Consider the following 19,987-nt stretch of genomic DNA (forward strand, 5'->3'; position numbering starts at 1 on the left):
GGTTTATCTGGTGTGAGCCTTTGATACATATATTAAGGTGTTCAACAAGTAAAGGAGGTTTAAGCTATGTGCGGATGTGACAATACAACACCAGCTCCAGTTGGTGGTATGTGGACTTCTACAGGAGCGATTTTAGTACTCTTTATTCTATTGGTTATAATCACTAGAGCATTGTGGGTTTAATTTTGCGAAATAAAGCTGTTGGGCCACCACTTCTTTCACTTACTCAGTATAACTCCTAAAAACGTGTAAACACCCTACTAACTGTACTGGTGAGGTGTTTTTCTGTTTTGTAACATAGTAGTTTTTATGGAATTTTAAGGAGTGAATAATACATGCTCGAAGGATTTCTAATTGTACTGACAATGATCTGTTTATAAATTGCAGTTTTAGTGCCTGCTATTATATCTATAGAACGCGAAAACGCAAGAAATACAAGATCACAGAAGTTAGAGGACAGGAAAATGAATATGGCATTTTAAACATTGGGAATGAGGTTAAAGTAATAACGCAAGGTACTTCAGAAAAGGTGGAATGTTTTACAATATGAGGTGACCAGCACGAATCATACATATAAAGTGTTAAAGCAGGATATAGAACTGTTTACTACTGCATTAAACTAGGTAAGAGTATATGTGGTCCAGTCGTTGGGTGAGGATTTAATAGATATTGTGGATTACGGGGAGTAGTGAAGAAGACTACACGGAGTCGATTAAGATTAAAGGAAGCTACTTCATGAGGAGTCAGTTTGAATTTAGAGTAGATGTGAAAAAGGACTCCTCTGGTATGTAACCAGTATGGAGCCCTTTTTATTGTTTAATTAGTTGAATACTCACTTACTTCAAATGTGAGTATTTTATTGAAGATTACGTAGTCTTTACGACTGCTGAATGGCCCTTTGTTATTATTGTGCTTATCAATGGCATACTTGGATGGCCCAGTACCAGTATCCTTAGTATCATACCAGTTGATAAATGCTATTACTTCATCCATTGAGAGATCAAATTCTTTTTCAAGACCAGTAATCATGGTCACTGTAAGTATTGCACGATTCCCCATTTCGGGTATATAAGGAGTTACTAGTTCTTTATAACCGAATAACTGCAGTTCACCAATACAAGTATATCCAGCAGTTCTGCCATTATCCGCTGTTATATATAAACGATATTTTGAATAGCCTTTGTTATTTATGATAGCGAACTCTCTAATTTCTCCTCTTTTCCAGTTTATTTGATCTTGCTGTTTATCTAAATCTATCCATTGAGTTCCATCCCAACCTTGAAAAGTCCAAGTTTTAGGTATGCCGTTTACATATGTATCTGAATCAGTGGGATTTAAAGTATATTTTGTAACTACTGCGTTCTCCTTAAAGTCATATCCTACATAGGCTGGAAGTTGATCTGAGGTTGCCCAATCATAATCAAAACTAGTATTAACTCGATCAAAAAGCATATATGCTTGTCTACCTATACTTGAACTTGCAAAAGCCTCACCACTTGGTGCTGTGTTACTTGTCATTTTTGGCACAAGATTTTTTGATTCTAAATCTGCGGCGTGAGCATTTGAAGTTGATAGTGCTGTAAGACCTATGCTTAGTGAAAGATAAATTTTGAACAATACCTTTTTCATATTTAGCACTCCTTATTGGTTATAAATTCAACAATAAAAATACACAAAAAATAATCCTGTATCTAAACAATTATGTATATATATTCAAATTAAGATTTAAATTTAGATGTAGTTTTTAATTTCTGAAGTAATGTGCTCTGTCAGAAAACTGGTATGAGTCTTTTTTATTATGTGACAACATGTGCGATACTTTGTAGCCCTTAGTAATAATCGGGGAGCAGCATCATAGGGAAGTCATCAATTTGATAAGTGTGTGGATGACACAAAGGTAAGATTCATAGTTAAATAAAGATAAGGACTCAAGCAGTATAGAACTGCTATGAGTCATTTCGTATACCCAATAAAAAATAAATATGCAAATATTTAGATTATATTTATAGATTAGCAAGTTTATGTTTAGACTCTTTAGACGGAATCAAGTAATCTTATGCATACAAAAACACGAAGGGAAGAAATTGTTTTGAAAAAAATATTTCTATTGTTAATTATTTGCATAGCTTTATTTTCAACAGAAACACAAATATTTGCTGAACAGAATGTATGGACAAGCGAGACCAATCTGACAAATAAAATCGACAGGGTGAGTCTGGTAACCATTAATGGAAAGATATATTCAATTGGTGGACATGATCCAAATAAATTTTATGACACAATTGATGTTTATGATCCCGAAACTAAAACATGGACGCAAAAAGGAAAACTCCCGACAGCAAGAGGAACGGTAAGTGCAGCTGTATATGATGGGAAGATATACATTACAGGCGGCGAGCCTATTAATGACAAACTGGATATCTACGACCCCGTGACAAATGAGTGGAAGAAGGGTAAATCACTTCCCAAGGTTGTAGCTGGCTATGCCTCTCAGTTTGTAAATGGAAAGCTTCTTGTCATAGGTGGATTCAATTTGTATAACAATGCTTCTGCAGATGTTTACGAATATGATCCAAGTACCGACAGCTGGACCACAAGGGCTAGCTTATCCACTCCACGTAGATATATCACATCTGCTTTAGTTAATGGAAAAGTATATGCAATAGGTGGTTACGATGAATCGAAAGGCTTGCTTTCTTCTATCGAAGAATATGATCCAAAAGCTAATACCTGGACAACAAAATCCCCTATGTCCACCAAACGTATGGGGCTGACAGCTGCAGTGTTAAACGATGAAATATATGTTATTGGAGGTAATACTGCCACTGCAACTTTAAGCGGGCCAGCAACGGCTGAAGTTGAAAAATACAATCCTAAGACAGATACTTGGTCCACCGTAACTAGTATGCCAACTGCAAGAGGGCTTTTGTCCGCAGTTAGCTTAAATAATGCAATATATGTTGCAGGTGGATCTAATAGCTCCAATTACTATTCAGTCTTTGAGAAATATACGCCTGGCGATAATGGGACCTCTCCAAGCAAACCGGGAGATCCGGGCACCTCTCAACCCGAAAACCCGGTGGGAGACCGTGCAATTTTTGTAGTCACCATGACAAATGGTTTGGAAAAGGAATTTGACCTAAGTATGAAAGAGGTAAATGATTTTATCTCTTGGTACGAAAGCAAGCAGGCTGGTTCTGGAGCGGCTTCATACGCCGTCAATAAGCACGAGAACAACAAAGGCCCATTTAGTAGCCGTAAGGATTACATGCTATATGATCGTATCCTAACTTTTGAAGTAAGTGAATATTCAAAATAATTAGAATGCTCTGCTAATCTTAATGGTCGGCAGAGCTTTTTAATGTTTTTACTCCATAGCTGGGTACTTTTTAAAAATTTCTACAAGCTTCAAGACTTCTTTCATCGGTCAGATTAATACTTGTCAGTTCAAAGTGGTTCAGCATTTGAACTTATTGATCGGGGCATTCGCAGGACCTTAGACAAAAAGGAGTAGCTTTGGATTTGAAGCAGTGGACACTATGCTTGTTCAACTTAAAGGAGAAATTGGTGATTCATCAAGGGATATACAGGCTAGATTTACTTATTTATGGGGCGATAAAACAAAAATATAGCGAAGAGAATCATACTCTCCGTTGGCAGCAAAGATTAGCGGTATGTGTTTTTTGTTTCATCTTATGCGAAAAATTAAATGATTACATTAGTTGCATAATATATTGACAGATGGTTAATTAAGGTGAAAAATGAAGTGTGTTTTTAAAAAATTATGGAATATTTATTCGAAGGGTGGATATGGGATGAAGCATACACCTACGATTCGAGCTGAATTAGATAGATATCTACACCAAGAGGGGTTGAGCATAGCACAATTTGGGCAAATTGCAGGCATGAATAGGGGAATCGTAAGTTCTATTGTGTCAGGGAATAAGTCTATGTCTGTTAGCTAGCTTGACCTCATTACTGAAGCTATGGGTTTACCAGAGGGCTATTTTTACGAGTTATTTATAGAGAATTATATCATCATACCCCTCCGAATATGAGGCGATCGAGCCATTTTTATATCGCTGTGCAAAGCTGAACAAGCTGGGTGCGATCCGTCGAGTAGTGGGAGCCATCATGGACAATCTACTGTATTCACCCAAGCTATTTGACATTGCAGAGGAATTATTGGCACAGGGACGACCTGAAGCCGCGTTGATACTCTATGACTTAGGTTTCGACTTTGATCGTCCCCAATCTGAATTGTGAACATACGATACTGACAAATCGCCAAACGTTCGGAGTGCTGATATCTCTCCACTTCTGCCACGTTGGTAGCAATACTGTTTGAGCCCTATGTCGAGCGTCTAGGTGAGCTAGAACAACTTGATGCTTTAAAGGATTTAGCAAACGTATACAGGTCTTTGCGTAAATGGGACAAGGTTGATGAAATAGCAAGGGTAATGAAAGCTAAAGCGGAAATCCAATATACTTGGAAACATCAACAGAAGGATATAGAACACAATGATACTGTTATGAAGTTAAGTCGTCCGATGTTTGTTTATATGTCCTATGCTGACCTGTTGTGTGCCAGTGTCTGTGATGCTCAAGGCGATTACCAGCAAGCTCTACAATATACATATGCCTACGCAGACTTAGATTGGGTCAAAGAGACTGATGAAAATACTTTATATTGGGTTAAAATGTATCAAGATTGGGCGCGATGCAATATTTACGTTAATAAACTCTTGTCTGGTGATATAAGTGCGCTTCCAGATTATGTTGAATACATAGCCGACACAGCAAATACTATGGAAAGTGAGAAACTTTCGAAGCTGTTAAACGTTATGATAGCTGCTAACCAATATAATTTGGACGTTGATGATATACTTTCAAGGTTTAAACTAGACATTGATGCCATGACTCAGCTTTCTACATCTACTGATATGTACAGCCAACAAGTAGTTCCCGACAACAATGCATGGTTTGGTTATGAAATGGCCTACTATTATTTAAATAGAGATAATTACAGTGATGGTTTTAAACAATTGTTATTTGCAATGGTAAAGTCACATATAATAAATAATGAGACTTATTTTATAAATTGTATTGGTCTGTTTATGCGTTTCCAAGTCCATGCGACTCCTGAAATCAAAACAGAGTTCTCTAATCTAATTGAAAAGGTGTGGATAGGTAATGTTGAAAAAAACGGGACTGTTAATTGTAGCGAGTAGCTTTTTAGTTTTCATGACTGTAGCTGGTATCCAGATTCTTGTACAAGTTGGAGGTTCCTAAACGTCAGTACAGTAAATCCCCGCTAACCTTGGCTGGTCGATGGGGATTTATTACTTTGAAGAAATTTTATTAAGTAATAAATCGAATGGCTAAATTTGAGGTGATCAGCCTGAATCATACATATAAAGCCATGACTCTGATAGCAAACTAATTGAATCTGAATTAAGCCAAGTAAGAGTATACATTGTTTAGTCATTGGGAGGGTAAAATTATGAAGAAAAAAATATTTCTTTGCTCAATATTATCTTTAGCCCTGACAACTACAGTAGGGATTGCTTCGGCTACACCAAGTAGCAAAAACGTCATTAAAAGCGAAAACATCATAATTTCTCAAAGATCGGGCGGAAGCTCAACTGTAAAAGAAGCCTTTAGTGTCCCGAAAGGATGGGGTCATGTTAAACTTCGTTTGAAGAATCATTCTGATCATCCAGTTAGGGTAAGCTTAACTCACAGCGGTTCAAACAAACTATATATTGAAGCACTAGTAATCGCGCCTCATGACACAGCGACTTGGAAATCCACTGACCAAGGTTTCAGTGACGGTTTGCGTTCAGGAGACTACATACTTCAGTGGAGAGGTAGCGATTATAAAGTGAACGGAGAAACATGGGGAGTAGCTGGTTCACAGCCTGAAAACCTCTAGATGATCGTAGCCTTACAACTTGTCTTTCCAGCCATTGGGCATGGATTTACGTTGTTCAAAGGTCAGCAATCGAGTGAATCAATTTATTTGGTTGGATAGCTTTTTTAAAGACATGCTTTATTAAGATAGTTAAGCCTCAAAAAACTCTGCTAACCTTAATGTGGTAGGCAGAGTTTTTTTCATCGATTGTATTTTTAACTGGCTAGTTTCAGTCCTACAGCAGAGCTAAGGACCAACGCTATACATAAAATACGCATTAAACTGCGCGGCTCACCATAAAAGATCATACCGAGGATAGCACCTCCAGAAGCGCCAATTCCAGTCCATACAGCGTAAGCCGTTCCCATCGGGAGTGTTTTCATGGCCAATGATAAAAATATAAAACTAAGACCAAAACCTGTAATCAAAAGAGTCAGCGATTTCCAACTGCGGGTTTGATTGAACTTGTTTATAAGCAGCACCCCGATCATTTCAAAAATACCCGCCAAAATCAAATACACCCAATTCATATTCCGCTTACCTCCTCTTTCTTCTTACTAAGCATTTTCAGGCCAATCACTCCAACAAGCAGCAACACGATCCAAACAACTTTTGAAACACTTATGTCTGCGCCAAACCAAAGGATCTCAGTTACTACAGTTCCAGCTGTTCCCAGACCGACAAATACAGCGTATACAGTTCCAACCGCTAATGAACGCGCCGCCTTTATCATCAAATAAAAGCTGATGTAAATAGCGATTACTGTACCAGCCCATTCCCAAAAGCTATCCGCATGCTTCAAGCCACTAACCCAAGCAACCTCGAAAATAGCCGCGACAATGACAGAAATCCACGTTTTGTTCATACCACGTTCCCCCTTAATCTTCTTAATAAAAATTTGGCCATAAAAGAAAAAGATAAAAGCCTGGGAAATAAACCGCACAATGCGTTTATCTCCCAGGCTTTTATCCCTCCGTGTCACAGCCACTTGGCTGTGCGTTTTCTCTCGGACCAGACCAAACTTGCGATTGCGGAACCCTAGAAAACATTCTTATTCAGTTATTGGCTAAAGTCATACTAACACGCGATATATCGTGAGTCAATTGTAATTCCACAGTCTATACATGGGCCTTTAATTTTACCTTTAAGTATAGAATGCACCAACAGCAATAATGAATAATCTCCACAACAATAATGATCGATTCTGGCCAGTTAAGCATGGTGGATAAGACTTTGGAACAAAGTGTGCAAACCATAAGAATAGCTTCAAAAATCAAAATATCCAATAATAAAAAAATAATTGTACGTGATCTGGGCTTTTGAAGAAGTTGCAGAGCTTGGAAATTCCAAGCTGTGGAAATTATCTCCAACATAATGACTCCCAAGCACATGCCGATATAGCCTAATTGGGGAATAGCCACTAAAATGTAGAGAATAATGAGATTGGAAAGGACGCCTGCACAGAGGCCAATAAAGGGAGTCTTCTTCCGATTTTGTGCCCATAAAATACTTGTAGTGATTTCCCTCAATCCGACAAGTAATGGCAACATGGCCAACGTTTTAATCGGAAACTCAGCATTTTGTATGCCAAAAATATATAAGGAAATTTCTGAGGCATATTTAAAAATGAAAAATCCTGAGGCTAATCCCCAGACCCATGCTATTTGAATGGCAGTATAGCTCTTTTTGTAAAATAAATTATATAGTCTATTTTGCCAATCTGCAGTTATCTTCATCGTGAGCGTATGTGTCAGAGAGCCTGTTATTAAGGTAGGCATATAAGCGACGACAAGTGCAATGCCAGTAACAATGCCGAACATCTCGGCTGATTCTTTGGGCGAAACCCCAGCAACCTGTAATCGCTGAGGGATGATAATGGCATCAATAAAGTCGGAAGCAGGAATGAGTAAGCGTGTAAGTGCGATAGCAATTGAAGCTTGTACTAACAAGGGCAAATCTGTTCGAATGGATGGAAGGGGAGAGGAGGATAAACCTAACACGGGACGATTATATATAAAAAAGGCAGAAAGAATAGCAAATGATACTATCGCGCCTGTAAAAGTCCCAAGTACTGCTCCACCTACAGCAAACTCAATGCCGGATTGAATAAATAGCGGTACCACACACATTAGTGTACCAATTCTGACCGTTTGCTCTATAATTTCTGAAAGGGCAATCGCGGTGTATCTTTCAAGTCCTTGTAAATAACCGCGCAGTAAACTTAACAAGGGAACGGCCAGTATAGCAGGAGAGAGGCAACGAATCACAAAGTTAAGCTGCGGATAACCAAGCAAATTAGCTATCGGGGTTGAAAGGCGGAAGATTAAGACACTACATGCTAACCCCGCCAGAATCATGAATATTGAAAAAACTTTAAACAGCCGCCAGCCTCTGGCTGTATACTTGGCTGTAAACATGCCTAGAGCTGTCGGCAATCCTCCAGAAATAATCATTAGTATTAAGCTATAGAAAGAATAGGCAAGCTGGTAAAGCCCCATTCCTTCAGCTCCAACAAGCCGTGTCATAAATATCTTTCCTACCAAACCTATAGCTTTCACAATAATCATGGCATTAGCTCTTACCAGGGTTTGTTTTAAGATAAGAGGTAATTTCAAATTTTTTTCCCCCATTAGAAGTTGTCCATTATCATTTTATGACAGCAACCATGGGGGTATGAGCATGATTCTTAATCTTGGATGTGAATCAACAAATACTTTGTGTTTTTATCCCATCCCAAATCAAAAGGTACTTTAAAACGGTCCGCAGTATGAGAATTGACTAATGGATAGCCATTCTGATCAAATCCTACTACAACAGAGAAATGATCTACATCTCCTTTTAATACATAAGCAATCAAGTCACCTGGAAGTAACTGAGGTTTTTCAGGTTGCTGCTGTAAATTATTGACTGATTGCACGATATCCGAAAAGCTTCCTTGTCCAATCATTCTGCCATAGCCGGAACGTATCAAAAAATTTTTAAATGCGTCCGTCTGAACCCATGTTTGGCTTCCTCCGCTGCCATAAGAATAACGCCACCCAGATCTCATAGGAAGTCCTCCACCTTCTTCCATGTCTCCGATGACTTGAGAAGAAAAGTTGGTGCAGTCTCCTCCCTTGGAGTTGTAATCCAGGTATTTTTGGTTGTATCGCTGACCATTTCCTGCCCCCCAAGTTATTCCTGCATACTTGTTTGCATAGTCAACGGCTCGTGCTCGGTTGTATTTATGAACAATCTTTACTGGCTTTAATAGACCTTTATGGGGAGTAAAAAGCAAATCGCTTTTTTCGATTTTTTTTGGATTTTCTTCCAAGGGATCTGAATACCATTCTTTTTCTACGTACCAACGATTATCCTTTTTTCTTAATGTGATACCATGACGTGTTCCAATTCCAAAATCATGCCGACCGGAATGGTTATTTACATACTCGTAACTCAATTTCAAAGACTGAACAAGCGACACTCTTGCCATGTTGCCAGATACCTCTAAACGAGCTATTCTAATTGAACTTTTCACATCCACAAATTTTATTTTACGATGCTTGGCCCATTCTTGAATGTATTCGGCCCTATTAATTTCATGAAGATATGCGTAGTTACTTCGTTTGTCTGTTAATAAGTAATGATCCTCGATATGCTTTTTATCCAGATCCATCAACAATTTGGTCCGATCTTCAAACAATTCTTGGAGAAAAGGGACAACGTTATCCTGTTGAACTGGCTTGGCTTGTGCATGAGAAAAAAAGAGGGTACAAGCGGGAAATACAAGCAAGATCATGCGCAACAATTGTAATTTTTTGATTCTAAGCACCTGCATTCATTCTCCTTGAAAAGGTAATTGTTTTTGAAACTGTCCTATTTTTGTATCGTAAGTTTCTCACAGGCTGAATTCATGTGTGCTAATTTGGTAAAGACGACGAGTCGTCCTTCATGCTCCTTTTTGCTTCGGCTGTAGCGTCCAGCACAGGTAATCAGGTTTAAACGGCGTTCTTTTGTAGGGCCGAAAATCGTTTGGATCGGTGCATCGGGGGTTAGGTAAAATTTTACGGATTCCACTACAAATTGAAGCTTGCAACCATCAGTGCCAGTCACATACACATAATCGCCTTTGTTTAGTTTCTTAAGAGGATAAAAAACTGCCGGGCCCGTGTATGTATCGACATGCCCGTCCATAATCGCATTGCCTGCTGCGCCGGGTAATACATTGCTAGATAAATATCCTACTCGATCAGTCTTACCTGGAACACCCATCTGGCCATTTTCTAGATAGGTTACCGGTTCTATAATGGAATGAATACGAACCGCTGGAATATCGATTTTATGTGGAATGATCCCAGGAAAAGATTTGTTTGGATCAGGTAGCGAATTTGTTGTTATTTTATTTTTTTGAATTTCAAGCTTAACTGGCTTATTAGCAGAGCTTCCTCTTTGATCCTTAGCTTTAGGCGAACAGGATGTGGTTCCCAACAAAATCAATAGCACCAAAAAATAAATGATCCACTTTTTGTTCATATGAAGAAAGAGAGAGGGCTTTAGTTAACCTCTCTCTTTTGTCCCTCCTAATTCATTTGCTCGCTTGCGCCACCAAATCCTGTTTTTGGTAATTTAGTTGCCTTTGCTTTAATGCTTTTCGTATGGATAGTTTTCCCACCAATAATTTTGGCAGGTGCAGCTTCACGTGCATGTAGCTTGTGAGCTTTCTCATGCTTGCTCTTAGCGTGCATTTTGTGCTCATGTTTCGCATGAGTCTTAACCTCTTGTTGATGCAATTTGTGTTCATGTTTTTCGGTTGCAGGTGCAGATGCAGACACCATCGATCCTACAGACATAAATACAGCCAGGGACGTAACAGCCAATATTGCTTTTTTCATGATATTGCCTCCTTGAATAGTTGTTAATTTTAAATCCTCAATATAATTTCCGTACTAAGAACATTTCATGTAGCCAAGTATTTCCTAAAAAAATATATTGGCATTTTACATAAAAAAGGTCATTTGTTCACTTCAATAAGTCCTTCAGGAGTCTTGCGAGCAGCAAGCAGTTCGGAAACAGTAACAAAGGTAAAACCTCTTTTTTTCAGCTCAGGCAAAATGATTTTCAAGGCTTCAATAGTTTGTTTGCTTTTATATACATAATCGTGCATAAGAACAATATCGCCGTTGCGAGCATTACGAAGTACTTTGTTGACGATGCGGTGTACACCAGGTTTTCGCCAATCCAAGGTATCCTGATGCCAAGACCATAAAATCATTTTTAGTCCCTTTTCTTTTGATATTTTGACGAGTGAATCGGTGTAGGAACCACCAGGTGGACGGAAAAGATGGGCTTCTATACCTGTTGCCAGAACAATACTGGCTTGGCCCTGGTCAATTTCAGACAGAGCTTTATTGGGGGAAATACGATGGAAAGATGGATGATGGAAGGTATGGTTGCCAACATCATGCCCTTCTTCAAGTTCTCTTTTTACAATACCAGGGAATTTTTCTACGCGAGTACCCACCACGAAGAAGGTCGCTTTAGCATCATATTGCTTAAGTAAATCCAGAATAACAGGCGTTTTGCCTTCATCCGGTCCATCATCGAATGTCAAAGCAATTACCTTACGATGCTGAGTAGGAACTTCCCATACAATATCGCCACGTTCTTCATAATAGGATCTGCCCTTTGTATGTGCAGGGGAGACGTATGATGTGGACTGTGCAGTCACATATGGAGTAGGGAAGGAGCTGGCGCACAGCAAAAAAGCAGCGATAGCAGAAGACACCAGTCGAATGTTTTTCATCGGGCCTAATCTCCGTTCTAACGATTTTTAGGTTAGTCTGCCATGAAGAAGTGTACTCTATTCCACGATCTTGAGTATCTATACATTCATTTTGAAAGGGGATACTAAAAATTATATGTAGGATAGCTTAACTTACCTAAATGCCCTGTCACTCAAGGTATTTTTACATATATTGAATGTACAACGTGGCAAAGGGGGTTTGAACTATGGGTGGATGTGATAATACACCTCCAGTTGCAGGTTTGGGGACTTCTACAGCTGCAATATTGGTACTCTTTATTCTGCTGGTAATCATCACTAAATCATTTTGGGTTTAATGTTATGAAAAAAGGAAAATACCCTACTGGCTATGCTGGTGGGGTGTTTTTTTAGTGCTATTGTGATAGGGAATAAGAGTGGATATATACAAAATAAAGGAGGTTAAAAGGCATGGGAGCATATGAAGGTAATGGTGGCGGCAGTGCATGGACTTCTACAGCAGCAATTCTAGTGCTCTTTATTCTCTTAGTTATCATCACTAAATCCTTTTGGGTTTAAATTTGTAAAAAAATGACGGATAATATCATGTAACTTATAGACTCCAAAAAAATGACCCCAACAAGCGCATAAACTGCCATATCGTTTTGCGCTTATTGGCTTTTTAAAATTGTCTCATTAAAAGATTGATTAACCTTTGCGGAATGCTTTTTCTTCAAGATCTTCTATCATTTCTAATGCAACAAAATATCCAAAAAATAACGTTAAAATATCCTCATACCGTTTTCCTGACCCTCTTGCTTTATTTAGTATTGTCTTTTGGCTTTCTTGTATGTTTTTTTTTTGGAGAGATAGAGAAACCACAGATGAATTGGGAGCGAGTAGAGCCATCATTAGAGTGGACAACTTTTTCTGATATTCAGCAATTGGAAAGTTATTATTTTCTTTGGAGTACATCTGCATAGATTCAGGTGGTGCTTTAAATGAAATTGGGTATTGAGTATTGAAGACACCTTCATTAGCTATTTTATCAGCAATTAATTTACCGAAAACGATTCCCGATGCGAATGCTTGCCCAGGGATTCTTCCCGTACCAAGATCACCATTAAATTGGGCTTCACCAGTAGCAAAAACACGATTCAAGTTTAACACTTCAGCATGGGCATTAATTTCGATTCCTCCTGAAGAATAATGCATCGTTGGTGTAATTTTGATTTTTTTATTTTTAACCACATTAGTGCTAAAGCCATATTTTTTAAATCTTTCATTCAATACATTTTCATCAGCATGTCTCATATCTAAGTACATATCCTTTTTTTGGCTGACGCAATCTAGTTGAAAATGTAGAATTTCGTCAATCATTTCGTGATAATCATCTCGAGCAATGGCATCACAGAGATCCTCATCCTTTAATAGTTGAACTCCTTTCTCATCAACTATTTTTCCTTGACTTAAAGATACTACTCCGCCCAGTAAAATTTGTCTTCCATTGTATATTGACCAAGGATGACACATTACTGTAGACATTCCCTTTAATCGTGCACCTATTTTTTTAGCTAAGATAAGTGTTTCTCCAGTCGAACCTGGCGAATTATCGTTGTAGTTAAATTGTCCCGCATATCCGCCGGTAGCTAATACCAAATAATTGGTATACATTCGAATAAATTGGTCTAATTGTATGTCATAAAATAATGCGATAATTCCTTGATCAGACTTTTCCAAATGAATCAAAATTTTATTACACAGCGGTTGTTCAATATGTTGAAGCAAACAATTAATTAATTTCTTTCCCCCTTGTGATTTAATCAAACATTCGGGCATGACACCAATGCTTGTCTTCTCATAAGAGATTCCTAATTCCTCAAAAAAATTTATAATTGTGTCTGAGTTTCTATATAAGGCTTCAATAACTGATCGATCTGCTCCACATTTATCGATAGTAAGATTAATAATATGATTAATATCATTTTCCGCTGGAATACGGGTATTAGCAGCTGCAAGAAAAGAATTGCTTTGTTTGGGCGCATTCTTTTTTGTTGTAATCGTGTACTTGATATTATTTTTTGATAAATAATAAGCAACAGTGAGCCCCGCGATGCCCGTACCAACAATCAAAATTGGAGTGTAGTGGTCAACAGAAGTTACATTTCGTTCCATCATTCTATCTCCCTTTTTAAGATACAGATATTATCTTTTGTTGAATCTCACAGTCCGTTTTCCACTAGATATAACAGTAGTACATACAGCTGTAATGTGACAGATGCCTTACGATAAATGGAATGCGAGGGTATTTGAAAAAAGGAGAGACAAAAATGAGATAAGATATCATTACTATGATATCTTACCGCTAGTCCCAATATATTTATTACGGTGGAGAAGGGAACCCAGAGAATAGTTTTCCTAATTGTACAAATTTATTACTTATTTTGTCAATCTTTTCTGGATTAACTTGACTTTGTGCATGATTATCCCCTTCTCAAAAGGGCATAGTATATTACCGAGAAGCCGCTTCGAAATGTATTTCAGATCATATCTTAGTATATGAACAAATAGAAGGGGTAGCTTTTAAAAAATAAGAAAATTGTTTTTTGATTACCATTACTGTTTCATTTTTAAAGATGAAAGGGAGGAGAATAATGTGCCACGTGCTTCGGTTATACTGCCAGTTTATAATAATGCAGCTTTTGTTTTGGAAGCAATACAGAGTATTTTGACTCAAACTTATTCAGATTTTGAATTAATTGTTATTGATGATGGTTCGACAGATGGATCTACTTTTCTGATTTCACAAATAGCAGATCCTAGAGTGGTAAAAATCTTTCATAACACCAATCGAGGCTTGATTGCTTCTTTAAATGAAGGATTAAAAAAGGCCAGTGGTGAATATATCGTTCGTATGGATAGCGATGATATTTCTACGCCAGATCGACTAGCTATACAAATAGCATATATGGATCAAAATCCGTTGGTTGATGTGTGCGGTGCTGCTTTTACTACGTCTGATGGGGGAACAATGAAAATAAACCCGGCCAGTCATGAAGAAATTAAAACATGGTTGCTATTTCACTGCTGTATCTGCCATCCAGCTATAATAATGCGCAATAATATGATTCACCGGCTTGGCGTTCAATATGATAGTAATTATCCTCATGCCGAAGACTATGAGCTTTGGAACCGACTAGCTTTCCAGGTACAAATGGTGAACTTGCCCATAAACGTATTGTATTATCGTCAGCATAATGGACAAGTGTCAAATCAGCATAGAGCTATACAAGATGCTACTGCTCGGAGAATTCGTCAAAGACAGTTTAGTCAGTTAGGCTTAGAATTATCAGATGAAGAAAACCAGATTATGCTGGACATTCTTGGATTTAAAATTAATCCCTACGATCACAATAGCTACAATAGGGCCTTAGGTTTTGCTAACTGGGTGCTAGCCCAAAACAGTAAGTATTTGGTTTATAACCAGGAGCTACTAAACATGGCGTTTTCACGATGCATATCCCATCTTCCTTATTAATAGATTATGATAGGAATCCCTTCTGTTCCAGCAAATTCTCTGTGGCCTTCCATAGTTTTTGCTGCATCTTGGGATCTCCTCCAGGTGAGACTGGTTCAATAGATTTCCCGTTTCCGACGTTAAAATATCCACCTGTTTTTATATGATACTCCGGCTCCACAATTAATCGGGTGATGATATCTGCTCCTCTTCGCGGATCTCCAAGACGTAGGATTTTCAACAATCGTTCTAATAGAGGGGCAAACCAAAGTTCTCGTCCCAGTCCCGTAACATTGAATCCAGGATTTAGTGCATTTACACTGATTCCTGGATTCGACCACTGTCTTGCCAGTTCAACAGTGAACATAATATTCAATAATTTGGTTTTTCCATAGATGGGCGATGAGCCACGAGCGGTAAAGGAAGTTGTATCCGTTAAATCCTCGGGGAGTCTCAAAACTCCGTGGCGGCGTGAAGCTTCGGAGGCAACATTGACAACTCTGGCCTTGTCTACGTTCTGCAGGCAAGGCTTTAATGTATGTGTTAACAGCCACGGCGATAAATAATTTATGGCAATCATTTCAGGCAATCCCTCGGGAGTGATACGTTGCTCAAAAGCATGGATTCCCGCATTGTTTAACAGCACATCAATTTTAGGGTATGCGGCGGCTATTTCACCTCCGATCCGTTTAACTTCCTGCAGTATCGATAAATCTCCATAAAAAAAGTCAACCTTCGCTGATGGACTAACCGCCTCAATCTGTTTTCTTGTAGCTTCAGCACGTTCCTTACTTCTAGCAGTCAATACAAGGTCAAAACAGCCGCGTCTTCCCAATTCAACTGCGACTAGCTGTCCAAGACCGCTGGTGGCACCTGTTATGACAACAGTTGTATTTTTAGGCATCGTCATTTCTCCTTCATGTGTTACAATTTCATTGGAGTAGTAATTCAGTGATTAATGCATATGATTGATATATGTCCACTATAATTATTTAATTGATATATGTCAACTAAATTTGAGTTGTGTTTTTTGATCGAGAGAAAGGTGATTGAGGATGAAATATAATGAAGCCAAAGGTGAACCAAGGAAGAAATTGGAGATTGAGTTGGGAGAGCAGCTTAATGCACTCATCAGTGCTTCACATGCCCTGAATGTCAGAGCAGCAGCGGAATTTGATTCCTCTATACAACCTGCTGCCTTTCATATTGTTCGTTGGCTATATTCTTATGGTCCAGCTAACGCCGCCACTTTAGCGGAGTCAACTGCGATGGATCGAAGTTCGGTGAGTCGTCTTGTCAAACAGCTTGAGTCTTTGGGGTATTTGAACAGAGAGACATCTCAAAGTGATGGAAGGGGAATTATATTGTCTCTTACCGAGCAGGGACAGCAAAAATTAATTGATGCGCTTAAGGAGAAAGAGTCTGTTTTCTATGAACGAATTTCAGACTGGAAAGATGCGGAGCTTCATGATTTCATCCAAATGCTCAGACAATTTAATGGGCTTAATTAGAATCCAAAGATTGGGATAAAACGGGATCAGTTATAATTAAACATTAGAAAAGTCTTAATGTATAGCTTATGTGAATACTCTAAATAAACGAAATCCCCATCGACCTGCTAAGGTAGTGGGGATTTTTCATATTAAAGTAAGACTTCACTGGTCTATTAGAGCAATTGTTGAAAGCGACGATTTTAAGAAGGGAAGAGTGTTTCGGAGTCTACAGAACCGCCATCGCCGAGCCAACGGTTAGGACCTGCAAATGAAAAAAGTTCTAGATCCATCAGTTCTAATCGTAAGTTTTCTGATGTCACCAAGGTTGCTGGTGCTAATTCTTGTTGTATCAGAACCTCCTTGCTCAAAATCTTCATTGAGTGTGGCAGTTACATAAATGACATATGTTCATACAAAGTTCACTTACATGAAAAATTTATTACAGCTAAAATGATCACATCCATAAATGAAAGGTTGAATTGAATGCCAACAACTAAAAAAGAAAGTTTTTACTTTGGAATTATGATGTGTTTCGGAATGGTCATTATTATGACCTTCTATAATCTTTTGATTAACGGATTAATCGGAAAAATTAGCTTGCTTACCGTTGCTGTTGAATTTTTAGTTGGGTTTAGTATAGCGCTCGTATTAGATTTATACATCGTGGGACCTATAGCAAAAAAGGTTGCCTTAAGTCTACCTTTTGATAAATCCAAAAAAATAATATTAGTAATCACGATTTCAACATGTATGGTGCTGGGAATGGCCTTTTCTATGTCCTTCTATGGTTTATTCACCTCAATTCTAAATCATGATATTGGAGATTATTCTTTATTTAAAGCATATTTAGAAATTTTCATGAAGAACTTTGTTATGGCTTATCCGTTACAATTATTGGTTATGGGACCGGCTGTTCGAGCCATATTTATAAAATTTATAAAGAAAAATGAGCAAGTAGGGCCTTATAAAAAAGTTTTAAATTAAATAAAATAGAAGTCAAAAAAAGCAGGAATAATTATTCCTGCTTTTTGCTTGTAAATAAATTATTAACGTCTGCGTTGTCTATCATTCACGCTAAACAGATTAACAGCCAGTGCGTTACCTCTAGCACGTGCATTAGCTCTTTGGTTGGAACGAATGTTTAATCTTCTTCTTCTCAATTCGCGGTTGCAGTGTCTTCTGCTCATATTATCACCTCCCTTCAAAGAATGAAGGTGCGGTTGAATGTTAGTGATGTCTATGCTTACGCTTGGAAATTTTGATATTCAATGCATTAGTTGCGAGTGCATTTCCGCTTCCTGCTTTAGCAGCTGCGGCTTGAAAGACTTTAACGATCAGATATCTGTTTTTCCCGATGCGATGCTTATACGTTTTAACTCTATTCTTGATCATCTGCATATCTCCTTTGCTTTTAAGTCTGCTATATACATATGTCAATTGTGCTAGTAATGCGTCAGCATAAATCTATTAAAGGCAAAAAGAAGCTAGTACCTATGTTCCTAAATGAAGGACTAAAAAAGTTCATGCTAGCCTACACTTAATTTCCTAACTTTACGTTATAGAGGAAGGTACAGTTCGTACACATGAGTCGAGTTTCTATGTATTGGCTAATAAAAGGATAGCAACTTAAGAATAAGGCGGGATTATGGAATAGTGGGCGGATTTCATGGTAGAAGCAATGTAGGTTGCTAGGTTGCTGAAGAGGGAAGAGTGATTGTGGGATACTTATATAGAGTAACATAAAACCAATATAAAACCGGCTCACCTAAGCAGCCGGTTTTATATTGGTGGTAGTATAACGGGGAAGAATGCGCAATAAATCAGTGGAAGTCCCGGAAGAGTCCAACAACCTTGCCTAAAATGCTGACGTGTGTTAGGCGAAGCGGTTCAAAGGCTGGATTTTCAGGTTGAAGTCGAATATGATCTTTTTCTTTGTAAAAGGTCTTAACTGTAGCCTCATCTTCATCTGTCATGGCTACAACAATGTCTCCGTTATCAGCGGTTTGCTGCTGACGTACGATTACATAGTCTCCGTTAGCAATACCAGCTTCAATCATGCTTTCGCCTACAACAGATAACATGAATATTTTATCCTCACCAACAAAGTGTTGGGGAAGAGGAAAGTAATCTTCAATATTTTCTGTCGCCGTAATAGGAAGACCAGCGGTTACTTTGCCGACGACGGGAACACGGCTAATGGAATAATTAATCAAGTTGCTGTTATCCGATTCGTCTTGGCCGAGTAATTCAATAGCCCGTGGTTTCGTAGGATCGCGGCGAATGAGTCCTTTTTTCTCCAAACGATCCAAATGACCGTGAACCGTAGAGCTGGAGGCCAATCCGACTGCCTCGCCTATCTCGCGTACAGAAGGGGGATAGCCCTTTAGACGCACTTCATTGCGGATAAATTCAAGAATGGCCTGCTGGCGGCTCGAAATCTTAGACATACCGTATCAACCCCATTTAGTAACGTTTGGGAAAATTATAGCATAGAACCTCCGTTCGTACAAACATAAGTTCTAAGTAATTCACAAAAATATTTGCGAACTTTTGTTCTCTTTTCTATTGAACAAAACAAATGTTCGTGTTATATTGTGAGAAACATAAGAACAAACGTTTGGAGGACGCAGCCAATTATGAAATATAGCACTTATCAAAGTATTTTACCGATGAATTTAGAGAGTTTACAGGAGACCCGAAAAGAGGGTAAGGCGCGTATGCTACAGATGATTACCAATACTCTTTTGCTTAAGCTTCTTATTGTAGTAATTGTCGTTTGGGTTGCAGGGGCAGGGGTACTTACGGTTTTCGCAGCTCCTTCAGTTTCCAAGGAAGAAGTGACTAAGCTGACCGTACAACCTGGAGATACGTTATGGGAGATTGCCGTGAATCATAAACCGGAGCGAATGGATACACGGGTATATATTGAAGGAATTGAGCGAATTAACGGTTTGGAGGATCGGGGAGTGCAGGCAGGTCAGGTGCTTAAGCTTCCACATTTCTAATCTATATACTATAGAGCTTGTTAGAGGCGCAATGCGAGTGCCTTGACAAGCTCTTTTCTACATGTCAAAGTGTATTATATCTTTGCTTTTATGGAGGGGACACAATTTGGATATAGACAGCTTGGTACAGCGCATTAATGAATTAGCGCGCAAAGCAAAAGCCGAAGGGTTAACGGAAGAGGAAACCACAGAGCGCGCCAACCTTCGGGAAATTTATTTAGGCAACATTCGCCGTAATTTTCGGCAGCAGCTTGAAACCATTGAATTTGTGGACGATGATACGTCGAAGGGAAATGGCGGGCTGAAGCATTAACGTCG

The 19,987-nt window shown here is 38.6% G+C and carries 23 protein-coding genes, 2 pseudogenes and 1 riboswitch; of the genes and pseudogenes, 12 read left to right on the plus strand and 13 right to left on the minus strand.

The features are described from left to right. Positions 1–108: 108 nt before the first annotated feature. Together ABEW32_RS17475 and ABEW32_RS17480 are read left to right on the plus strand one after the other, a co-directional pair. The gene (locus ABEW32_RS17475; RefSeq protein WP_430190432.1) at positions 109–183 is read left to right on the plus strand and encodes a YjcZ family sporulation protein; all 75 of its coding nucleotides are present in this window, start codon (positions 109–111) and stop codon (positions 181–183) included. Positions 184–551: 368 nt separating this feature from the next. Then, positions 552–792: pseudogene (locus tag ABEW32_RS17480) on the plus strand (hypothetical protein). A 24-nt stretch (positions 793–816) separates the two neighbouring features. On the opposite strand, the gene ABEW32_RS17485 reads toward ABEW32_RS17480, so the two are convergent. Continuing rightward, a complete protein-coding gene (locus ABEW32_RS17485; RefSeq protein ID WP_430189823.1) occupies positions 817–1,629 on the minus strand; it encodes a discoidin domain-containing protein in 813 nt (270 codons plus the stop codon). Positions 1,630–2,089: 460 nt separating this feature from the next. Between ABEW32_RS17485 and ABEW32_RS17490 the strand changes: the two genes are divergently transcribed. The 3 genes and pseudogenes from ABEW32_RS17490 (at position 2,090) to ABEW32_RS17500 (ending at position 5,935) form a co-directional block, all read left to right on the plus strand. Then, positions 2,090–3,319, plus strand: a complete 1,230-nt coding sequence (locus tag ABEW32_RS17490; RefSeq protein ID WP_430189826.1) for a Kelch repeat-containing protein — start codon at positions 2,090–2,092, stop codon at positions 3,317–3,319. Between the two features lie 496 nt (positions 3,320–3,815). Next, positions 3,816–5,231, plus strand: a pseudogene (locus ABEW32_RS17495) (transcriptional regulator). A gap of 272 nt (positions 5,232–5,503) precedes the next feature. Then, positions 5,504–5,935: a hypothetical protein gene (locus ABEW32_RS17500; protein ID WP_430189829.1), complete on the plus strand. Its 432-nt coding sequence runs from the start codon at positions 5,504–5,506 to the stop codon at positions 5,933–5,935. A gap of 194 nt (positions 5,936–6,129) precedes the next feature. Here the strand turns inward: ABEW32_RS17500 and ABEW32_RS17505 are convergent, their stop codons facing one another. The 7 genes from ABEW32_RS17505 to ABEW32_RS17535 form a co-directional block, all read right to left on the minus strand. Beyond that, entirely contained in the window at positions 6,130–6,444 is a 315-nt protein-coding gene (locus ABEW32_RS17505) for a DMT family transporter (RefSeq protein ID WP_430189831.1), read from the minus strand. Beyond that, entirely contained in the window at positions 6,441–6,779 is a 339-nt protein-coding gene (locus ABEW32_RS17510; protein ID WP_430189834.1) for a DMT family transporter, read from the minus strand. Before ABEW32_RS17510 ends, ABEW32_RS17505 begins: the two co-directional genes overlap by 4 nt. 87 nt (positions 6,780–6,866) lie before the next feature. Continuing rightward, positions 6,867–6,967: riboswitch (guanidine-I (ykkC/yxkD leader) on the minus strand. A gap of 65 nt (positions 6,968–7,032) precedes the next feature. Further along, positions 7,033–8,544: an oligosaccharide flippase family protein gene (locus tag ABEW32_RS17515; RefSeq protein WP_430189837.1), complete on the minus strand. Its 1,512-nt coding sequence runs from the start codon at positions 8,542–8,544 to the stop codon at positions 7,033–7,035. Positions 8,545–8,600: 56 nt separating this feature from the next. Further along, positions 8,601–9,725, minus strand: a complete 1,125-nt coding sequence (locus ABEW32_RS17520; protein WP_430190435.1) for an amidase domain-containing protein — start codon at positions 9,723–9,725, stop codon at positions 8,601–8,603. 44 nt (positions 9,726–9,769) lie between these two features. Then, the gene (locus tag ABEW32_RS17525) at positions 9,770–10,426 is read right to left on the minus strand and encodes a class F sortase (RefSeq protein WP_430189840.1); all 657 of its coding nucleotides are present in this window, start codon (positions 10,424–10,426) and stop codon (positions 9,770–9,772) included. 47 nt (positions 10,427–10,473) lie between these two features. Next, positions 10,474–10,785, minus strand: coding sequence for a hypothetical protein (locus ABEW32_RS17530; RefSeq protein WP_430189843.1), 312 nt, complete (start codon positions 10,783–10,785; stop codon positions 10,474–10,476). Positions 10,786–10,904: 119 nt separating this feature from the next. Next, positions 10,905–11,696 carry a polysaccharide deacetylase family protein gene (locus tag ABEW32_RS17535; protein WP_430189845.1) on the minus strand — a complete coding sequence of 264 codons (792 nt, stop codon included), beginning with the start codon at positions 11,694–11,696 and terminating at the stop codon, positions 10,905–10,907. Positions 11,697–11,902: 206 nt separating this feature from the next. On the opposite strand from ABEW32_RS17535, the gene ABEW32_RS17540 reads away from it, so the two are divergent. Both ABEW32_RS17540 and ABEW32_RS17545 read left to right on the plus strand, forming a co-directional pair. Continuing rightward, a complete protein-coding gene (locus tag ABEW32_RS17540) occupies positions 11,903–12,013 on the plus strand; it encodes a YjcZ family sporulation protein (protein ID WP_430189848.1) in 111 nt (36 codons plus the stop codon). A 112-nt stretch (positions 12,014–12,125) separates the two neighbouring features. Continuing rightward, positions 12,126–12,233 carry a YjcZ family sporulation protein gene (locus ABEW32_RS17545; protein ID WP_430189850.1) on the plus strand — a complete coding sequence of 36 codons (108 nt, stop codon included), beginning with the start codon at positions 12,126–12,128 and terminating at the stop codon, positions 12,231–12,233. A 129-nt stretch (positions 12,234–12,362) separates the two neighbouring features. Here ABEW32_RS17545 and ABEW32_RS17550 read toward each other — a convergent pair whose 3' ends face one another. Then, positions 12,363–13,829 carry an FAD-binding protein gene (locus ABEW32_RS17550; RefSeq protein ID WP_430189853.1) on the minus strand — a complete coding sequence of 489 codons (1,467 nt, stop codon included), beginning with the start codon at positions 13,827–13,829 and terminating at the stop codon, positions 12,363–12,365. A 481-nt stretch (positions 13,830–14,310) separates the two neighbouring features. Here ABEW32_RS17550 and ABEW32_RS17555 point away from each other — a divergent pair, with 481 nt between their 5' ends. Beyond that, positions 14,311–15,192 (plus strand): glycosyltransferase family 2 protein, encoded by an 882-nt coding sequence (locus ABEW32_RS17555; RefSeq protein WP_430189856.1) that lies wholly within the window; start codon positions 14,311–14,313, stop codon positions 15,190–15,192. A gap of 4 nt (positions 15,193–15,196) precedes the next feature. Here the strand turns inward: ABEW32_RS17555 and ABEW32_RS17560 are convergent, their stop codons facing one another. After that, positions 15,197–16,075: an SDR family NAD(P)-dependent oxidoreductase gene (locus tag ABEW32_RS17560; RefSeq protein WP_430189858.1), complete on the minus strand. Its 879-nt coding sequence runs from the start codon at positions 16,073–16,075 to the stop codon at positions 15,197–15,199. Between the two features lie 151 nt (positions 16,076–16,226). On the opposite strand from ABEW32_RS17560, the gene ABEW32_RS17565 reads away from it, so the two are divergent. Both ABEW32_RS17565 and ABEW32_RS17570 read left to right on the plus strand, forming a co-directional pair. Continuing rightward, positions 16,227–16,682, plus strand: a complete 456-nt coding sequence (locus tag ABEW32_RS17565) for a MarR family winged helix-turn-helix transcriptional regulator (RefSeq protein WP_430189861.1) — start codon at positions 16,227–16,229, stop codon at positions 16,680–16,682. A 465-nt stretch (positions 16,683–17,147) separates the two neighbouring features. Then, complete coding sequence (locus ABEW32_RS17570; protein ID WP_430189864.1) at positions 17,148–17,648, plus strand: DUF2798 domain-containing protein; 501 nt, start codon at positions 17,148–17,150, stop codon at positions 17,646–17,648. A gap of 62 nt (positions 17,649–17,710) precedes the next feature. On the opposite strand, the gene ABEW32_RS17575 is transcribed toward ABEW32_RS17570, so the two are convergent. The 3 genes from ABEW32_RS17575 to lexA form a co-directional block, all read right to left on the minus strand. After that, the gene (locus ABEW32_RS17575) at positions 17,711–17,851 is read right to left on the minus strand and encodes a hypothetical protein (RefSeq protein WP_430189867.1); all 141 of its coding nucleotides are present in this window, start codon (positions 17,849–17,851) and stop codon (positions 17,711–17,713) included. A gap of 40 nt (positions 17,852–17,891) precedes the next feature. Continuing rightward, positions 17,892–18,056 (minus strand): hypothetical protein, encoded by a 165-nt coding sequence (locus tag ABEW32_RS17580; protein ID WP_430189870.1) that lies wholly within the window; start codon positions 18,054–18,056, stop codon positions 17,892–17,894. 428 nt (positions 18,057–18,484) lie between these two features. Beyond that, the gene (lexA, locus tag ABEW32_RS17585; protein ID WP_013310545.1) at positions 18,485–19,111 is read right to left on the minus strand and encodes a transcriptional repressor LexA; all 627 of its coding nucleotides are present in this window, start codon (positions 19,109–19,111) and stop codon (positions 18,485–18,487) included. A 189-nt stretch (positions 19,112–19,300) separates the two neighbouring features. Between lexA and ABEW32_RS17590 the strand changes: the two genes are divergently transcribed. Both ABEW32_RS17590 and ABEW32_RS17595 read left to right on the plus strand, forming a co-directional pair. After that, positions 19,301–19,669 (plus strand): LysM peptidoglycan-binding domain-containing protein, encoded by a 369-nt coding sequence (locus tag ABEW32_RS17590; protein ID WP_430189873.1) that lies wholly within the window; start codon positions 19,301–19,303, stop codon positions 19,667–19,669. Between the two features lie 106 nt (positions 19,670–19,775). Continuing rightward, complete coding sequence (locus tag ABEW32_RS17595; protein WP_016821948.1) at positions 19,776–19,982, plus strand: DUF896 domain-containing protein; 207 nt, start codon at positions 19,776–19,778, stop codon at positions 19,980–19,982. Positions 19,983–19,987: the final 5 nt, after the last annotated feature.

It is taken from the genome of Paenibacillus jamilae (assembly GCF_050482105.1).
GTDB classification, from domain to species: domain Bacteria; phylum Bacillota; class Bacilli; order Paenibacillales; family Paenibacillaceae; genus Paenibacillus; species Paenibacillus jamilae_B.

What these genes read in the sequence shown, in the direction of transcription:
- ABEW32_RS17545 (WP_430189850.1), top strand. Translation starts at nt 12,126, where the DNA reads ATGGGAGCATATGAAGGTAATGGTGGCGGCAGTGCATGGACTTCTACA.
- ABEW32_RS17485 (WP_430189823.1), bottom strand. Translation starts at nt 1,629, where the DNA reads ATGAAAAAGGTATTGTTCAAAATTTATCTTTCACTAAGCATAGGTCTT.
- ABEW32_RS17525 (WP_430189840.1), bottom strand. Translation starts at nt 10,426, where the DNA reads ATGAACAAAAAGTGGATCATTTATTTTTTGGTGCTATTGATTTTGTTG.
- ABEW32_RS17570 (WP_430189864.1), top strand. Translation starts at nt 17,148, where the DNA reads ATGCCAACAACTAAAAAAGAAAGTTTTTACTTTGGAATTATGATGTGT.
- ABEW32_RS17535 (WP_430189845.1), bottom strand. Translation starts at nt 11,696, where the DNA reads ATGAAAAACATTCGACTGGTGTCTTCTGCTATCGCTGCTTTTTTGCTG.
- ABEW32_RS17530 (WP_430189843.1), bottom strand. Translation starts at nt 10,785, where the DNA reads ATGAAAAAAGCAATATTGGCTGTTACGTCCCTGGCTGTATTTATGTCT.
- ABEW32_RS17575 (WP_430189867.1), bottom strand. Translation starts at nt 17,851, where the DNA reads ATGAGCAGAAGACACTGCAACCGCGAATTGAGAAGAAGAAGATTAAAC.
- ABEW32_RS17560 (WP_430189858.1), bottom strand. Translation starts at nt 16,075, where the DNA reads ATGCCTAAAAATACAACTGTTGTCATAACAGGTGCCACCAGCGGTCTT.
- ABEW32_RS17510 (WP_430189834.1), bottom strand. Translation starts at nt 6,779, where the DNA reads ATGAACAAAACGTGGATTTCTGTCATTGTCGCGGCTATTTTCGAGGTT.
- ABEW32_RS17590 (WP_430189873.1), top strand. Translation starts at nt 19,301, where the DNA reads ATGAAATATAGCACTTATCAAAGTATTTTACCGATGAATTTAGAGAGT.
- ABEW32_RS17505 (WP_430189831.1), bottom strand. Translation starts at nt 6,444, where the DNA reads ATGAATTGGGTGTATTTGATTTTGGCGGGTATTTTTGAAATGATCGGG.
- ABEW32_RS17565 (WP_430189861.1), top strand. Translation starts at nt 16,227, where the DNA reads ATGAAATATAATGAAGCCAAAGGTGAACCAAGGAAGAAATTGGAGATT.
- ABEW32_RS17500 (WP_430189829.1), top strand. Translation starts at nt 5,504, where the DNA reads ATGAAGAAAAAAATATTTCTTTGCTCAATATTATCTTTAGCCCTGACA.
- ABEW32_RS17540 (WP_430189848.1), top strand. Translation starts at nt 11,903, where the DNA reads ATGGGTGGATGTGATAATACACCTCCAGTTGCAGGTTTGGGGACTTCT.
- ABEW32_RS17515 (WP_430189837.1), bottom strand. Translation starts at nt 8,544, where the DNA reads ATGGGGGAAAAAAATTTGAAATTACCTCTTATCTTAAAACAAACCCTG.
- lexA (WP_013310545.1), bottom strand. Translation starts at nt 19,111, where the DNA reads ATGTCTAAGATTTCGAGCCGCCAGCAGGCCATTCTTGAATTTATCCGC.
- ABEW32_RS17550 (WP_430189853.1), bottom strand. Translation starts at nt 13,829, where the DNA reads ATGGAACGAAATGTAACTTCTGTTGACCACTACACTCCAATTTTGATT.
- ABEW32_RS17580 (WP_430189870.1), bottom strand. Translation starts at nt 18,056, where the DNA reads ATGATCAAGAATAGAGTTAAAACGTATAAGCATCGCATCGGGAAAAAC.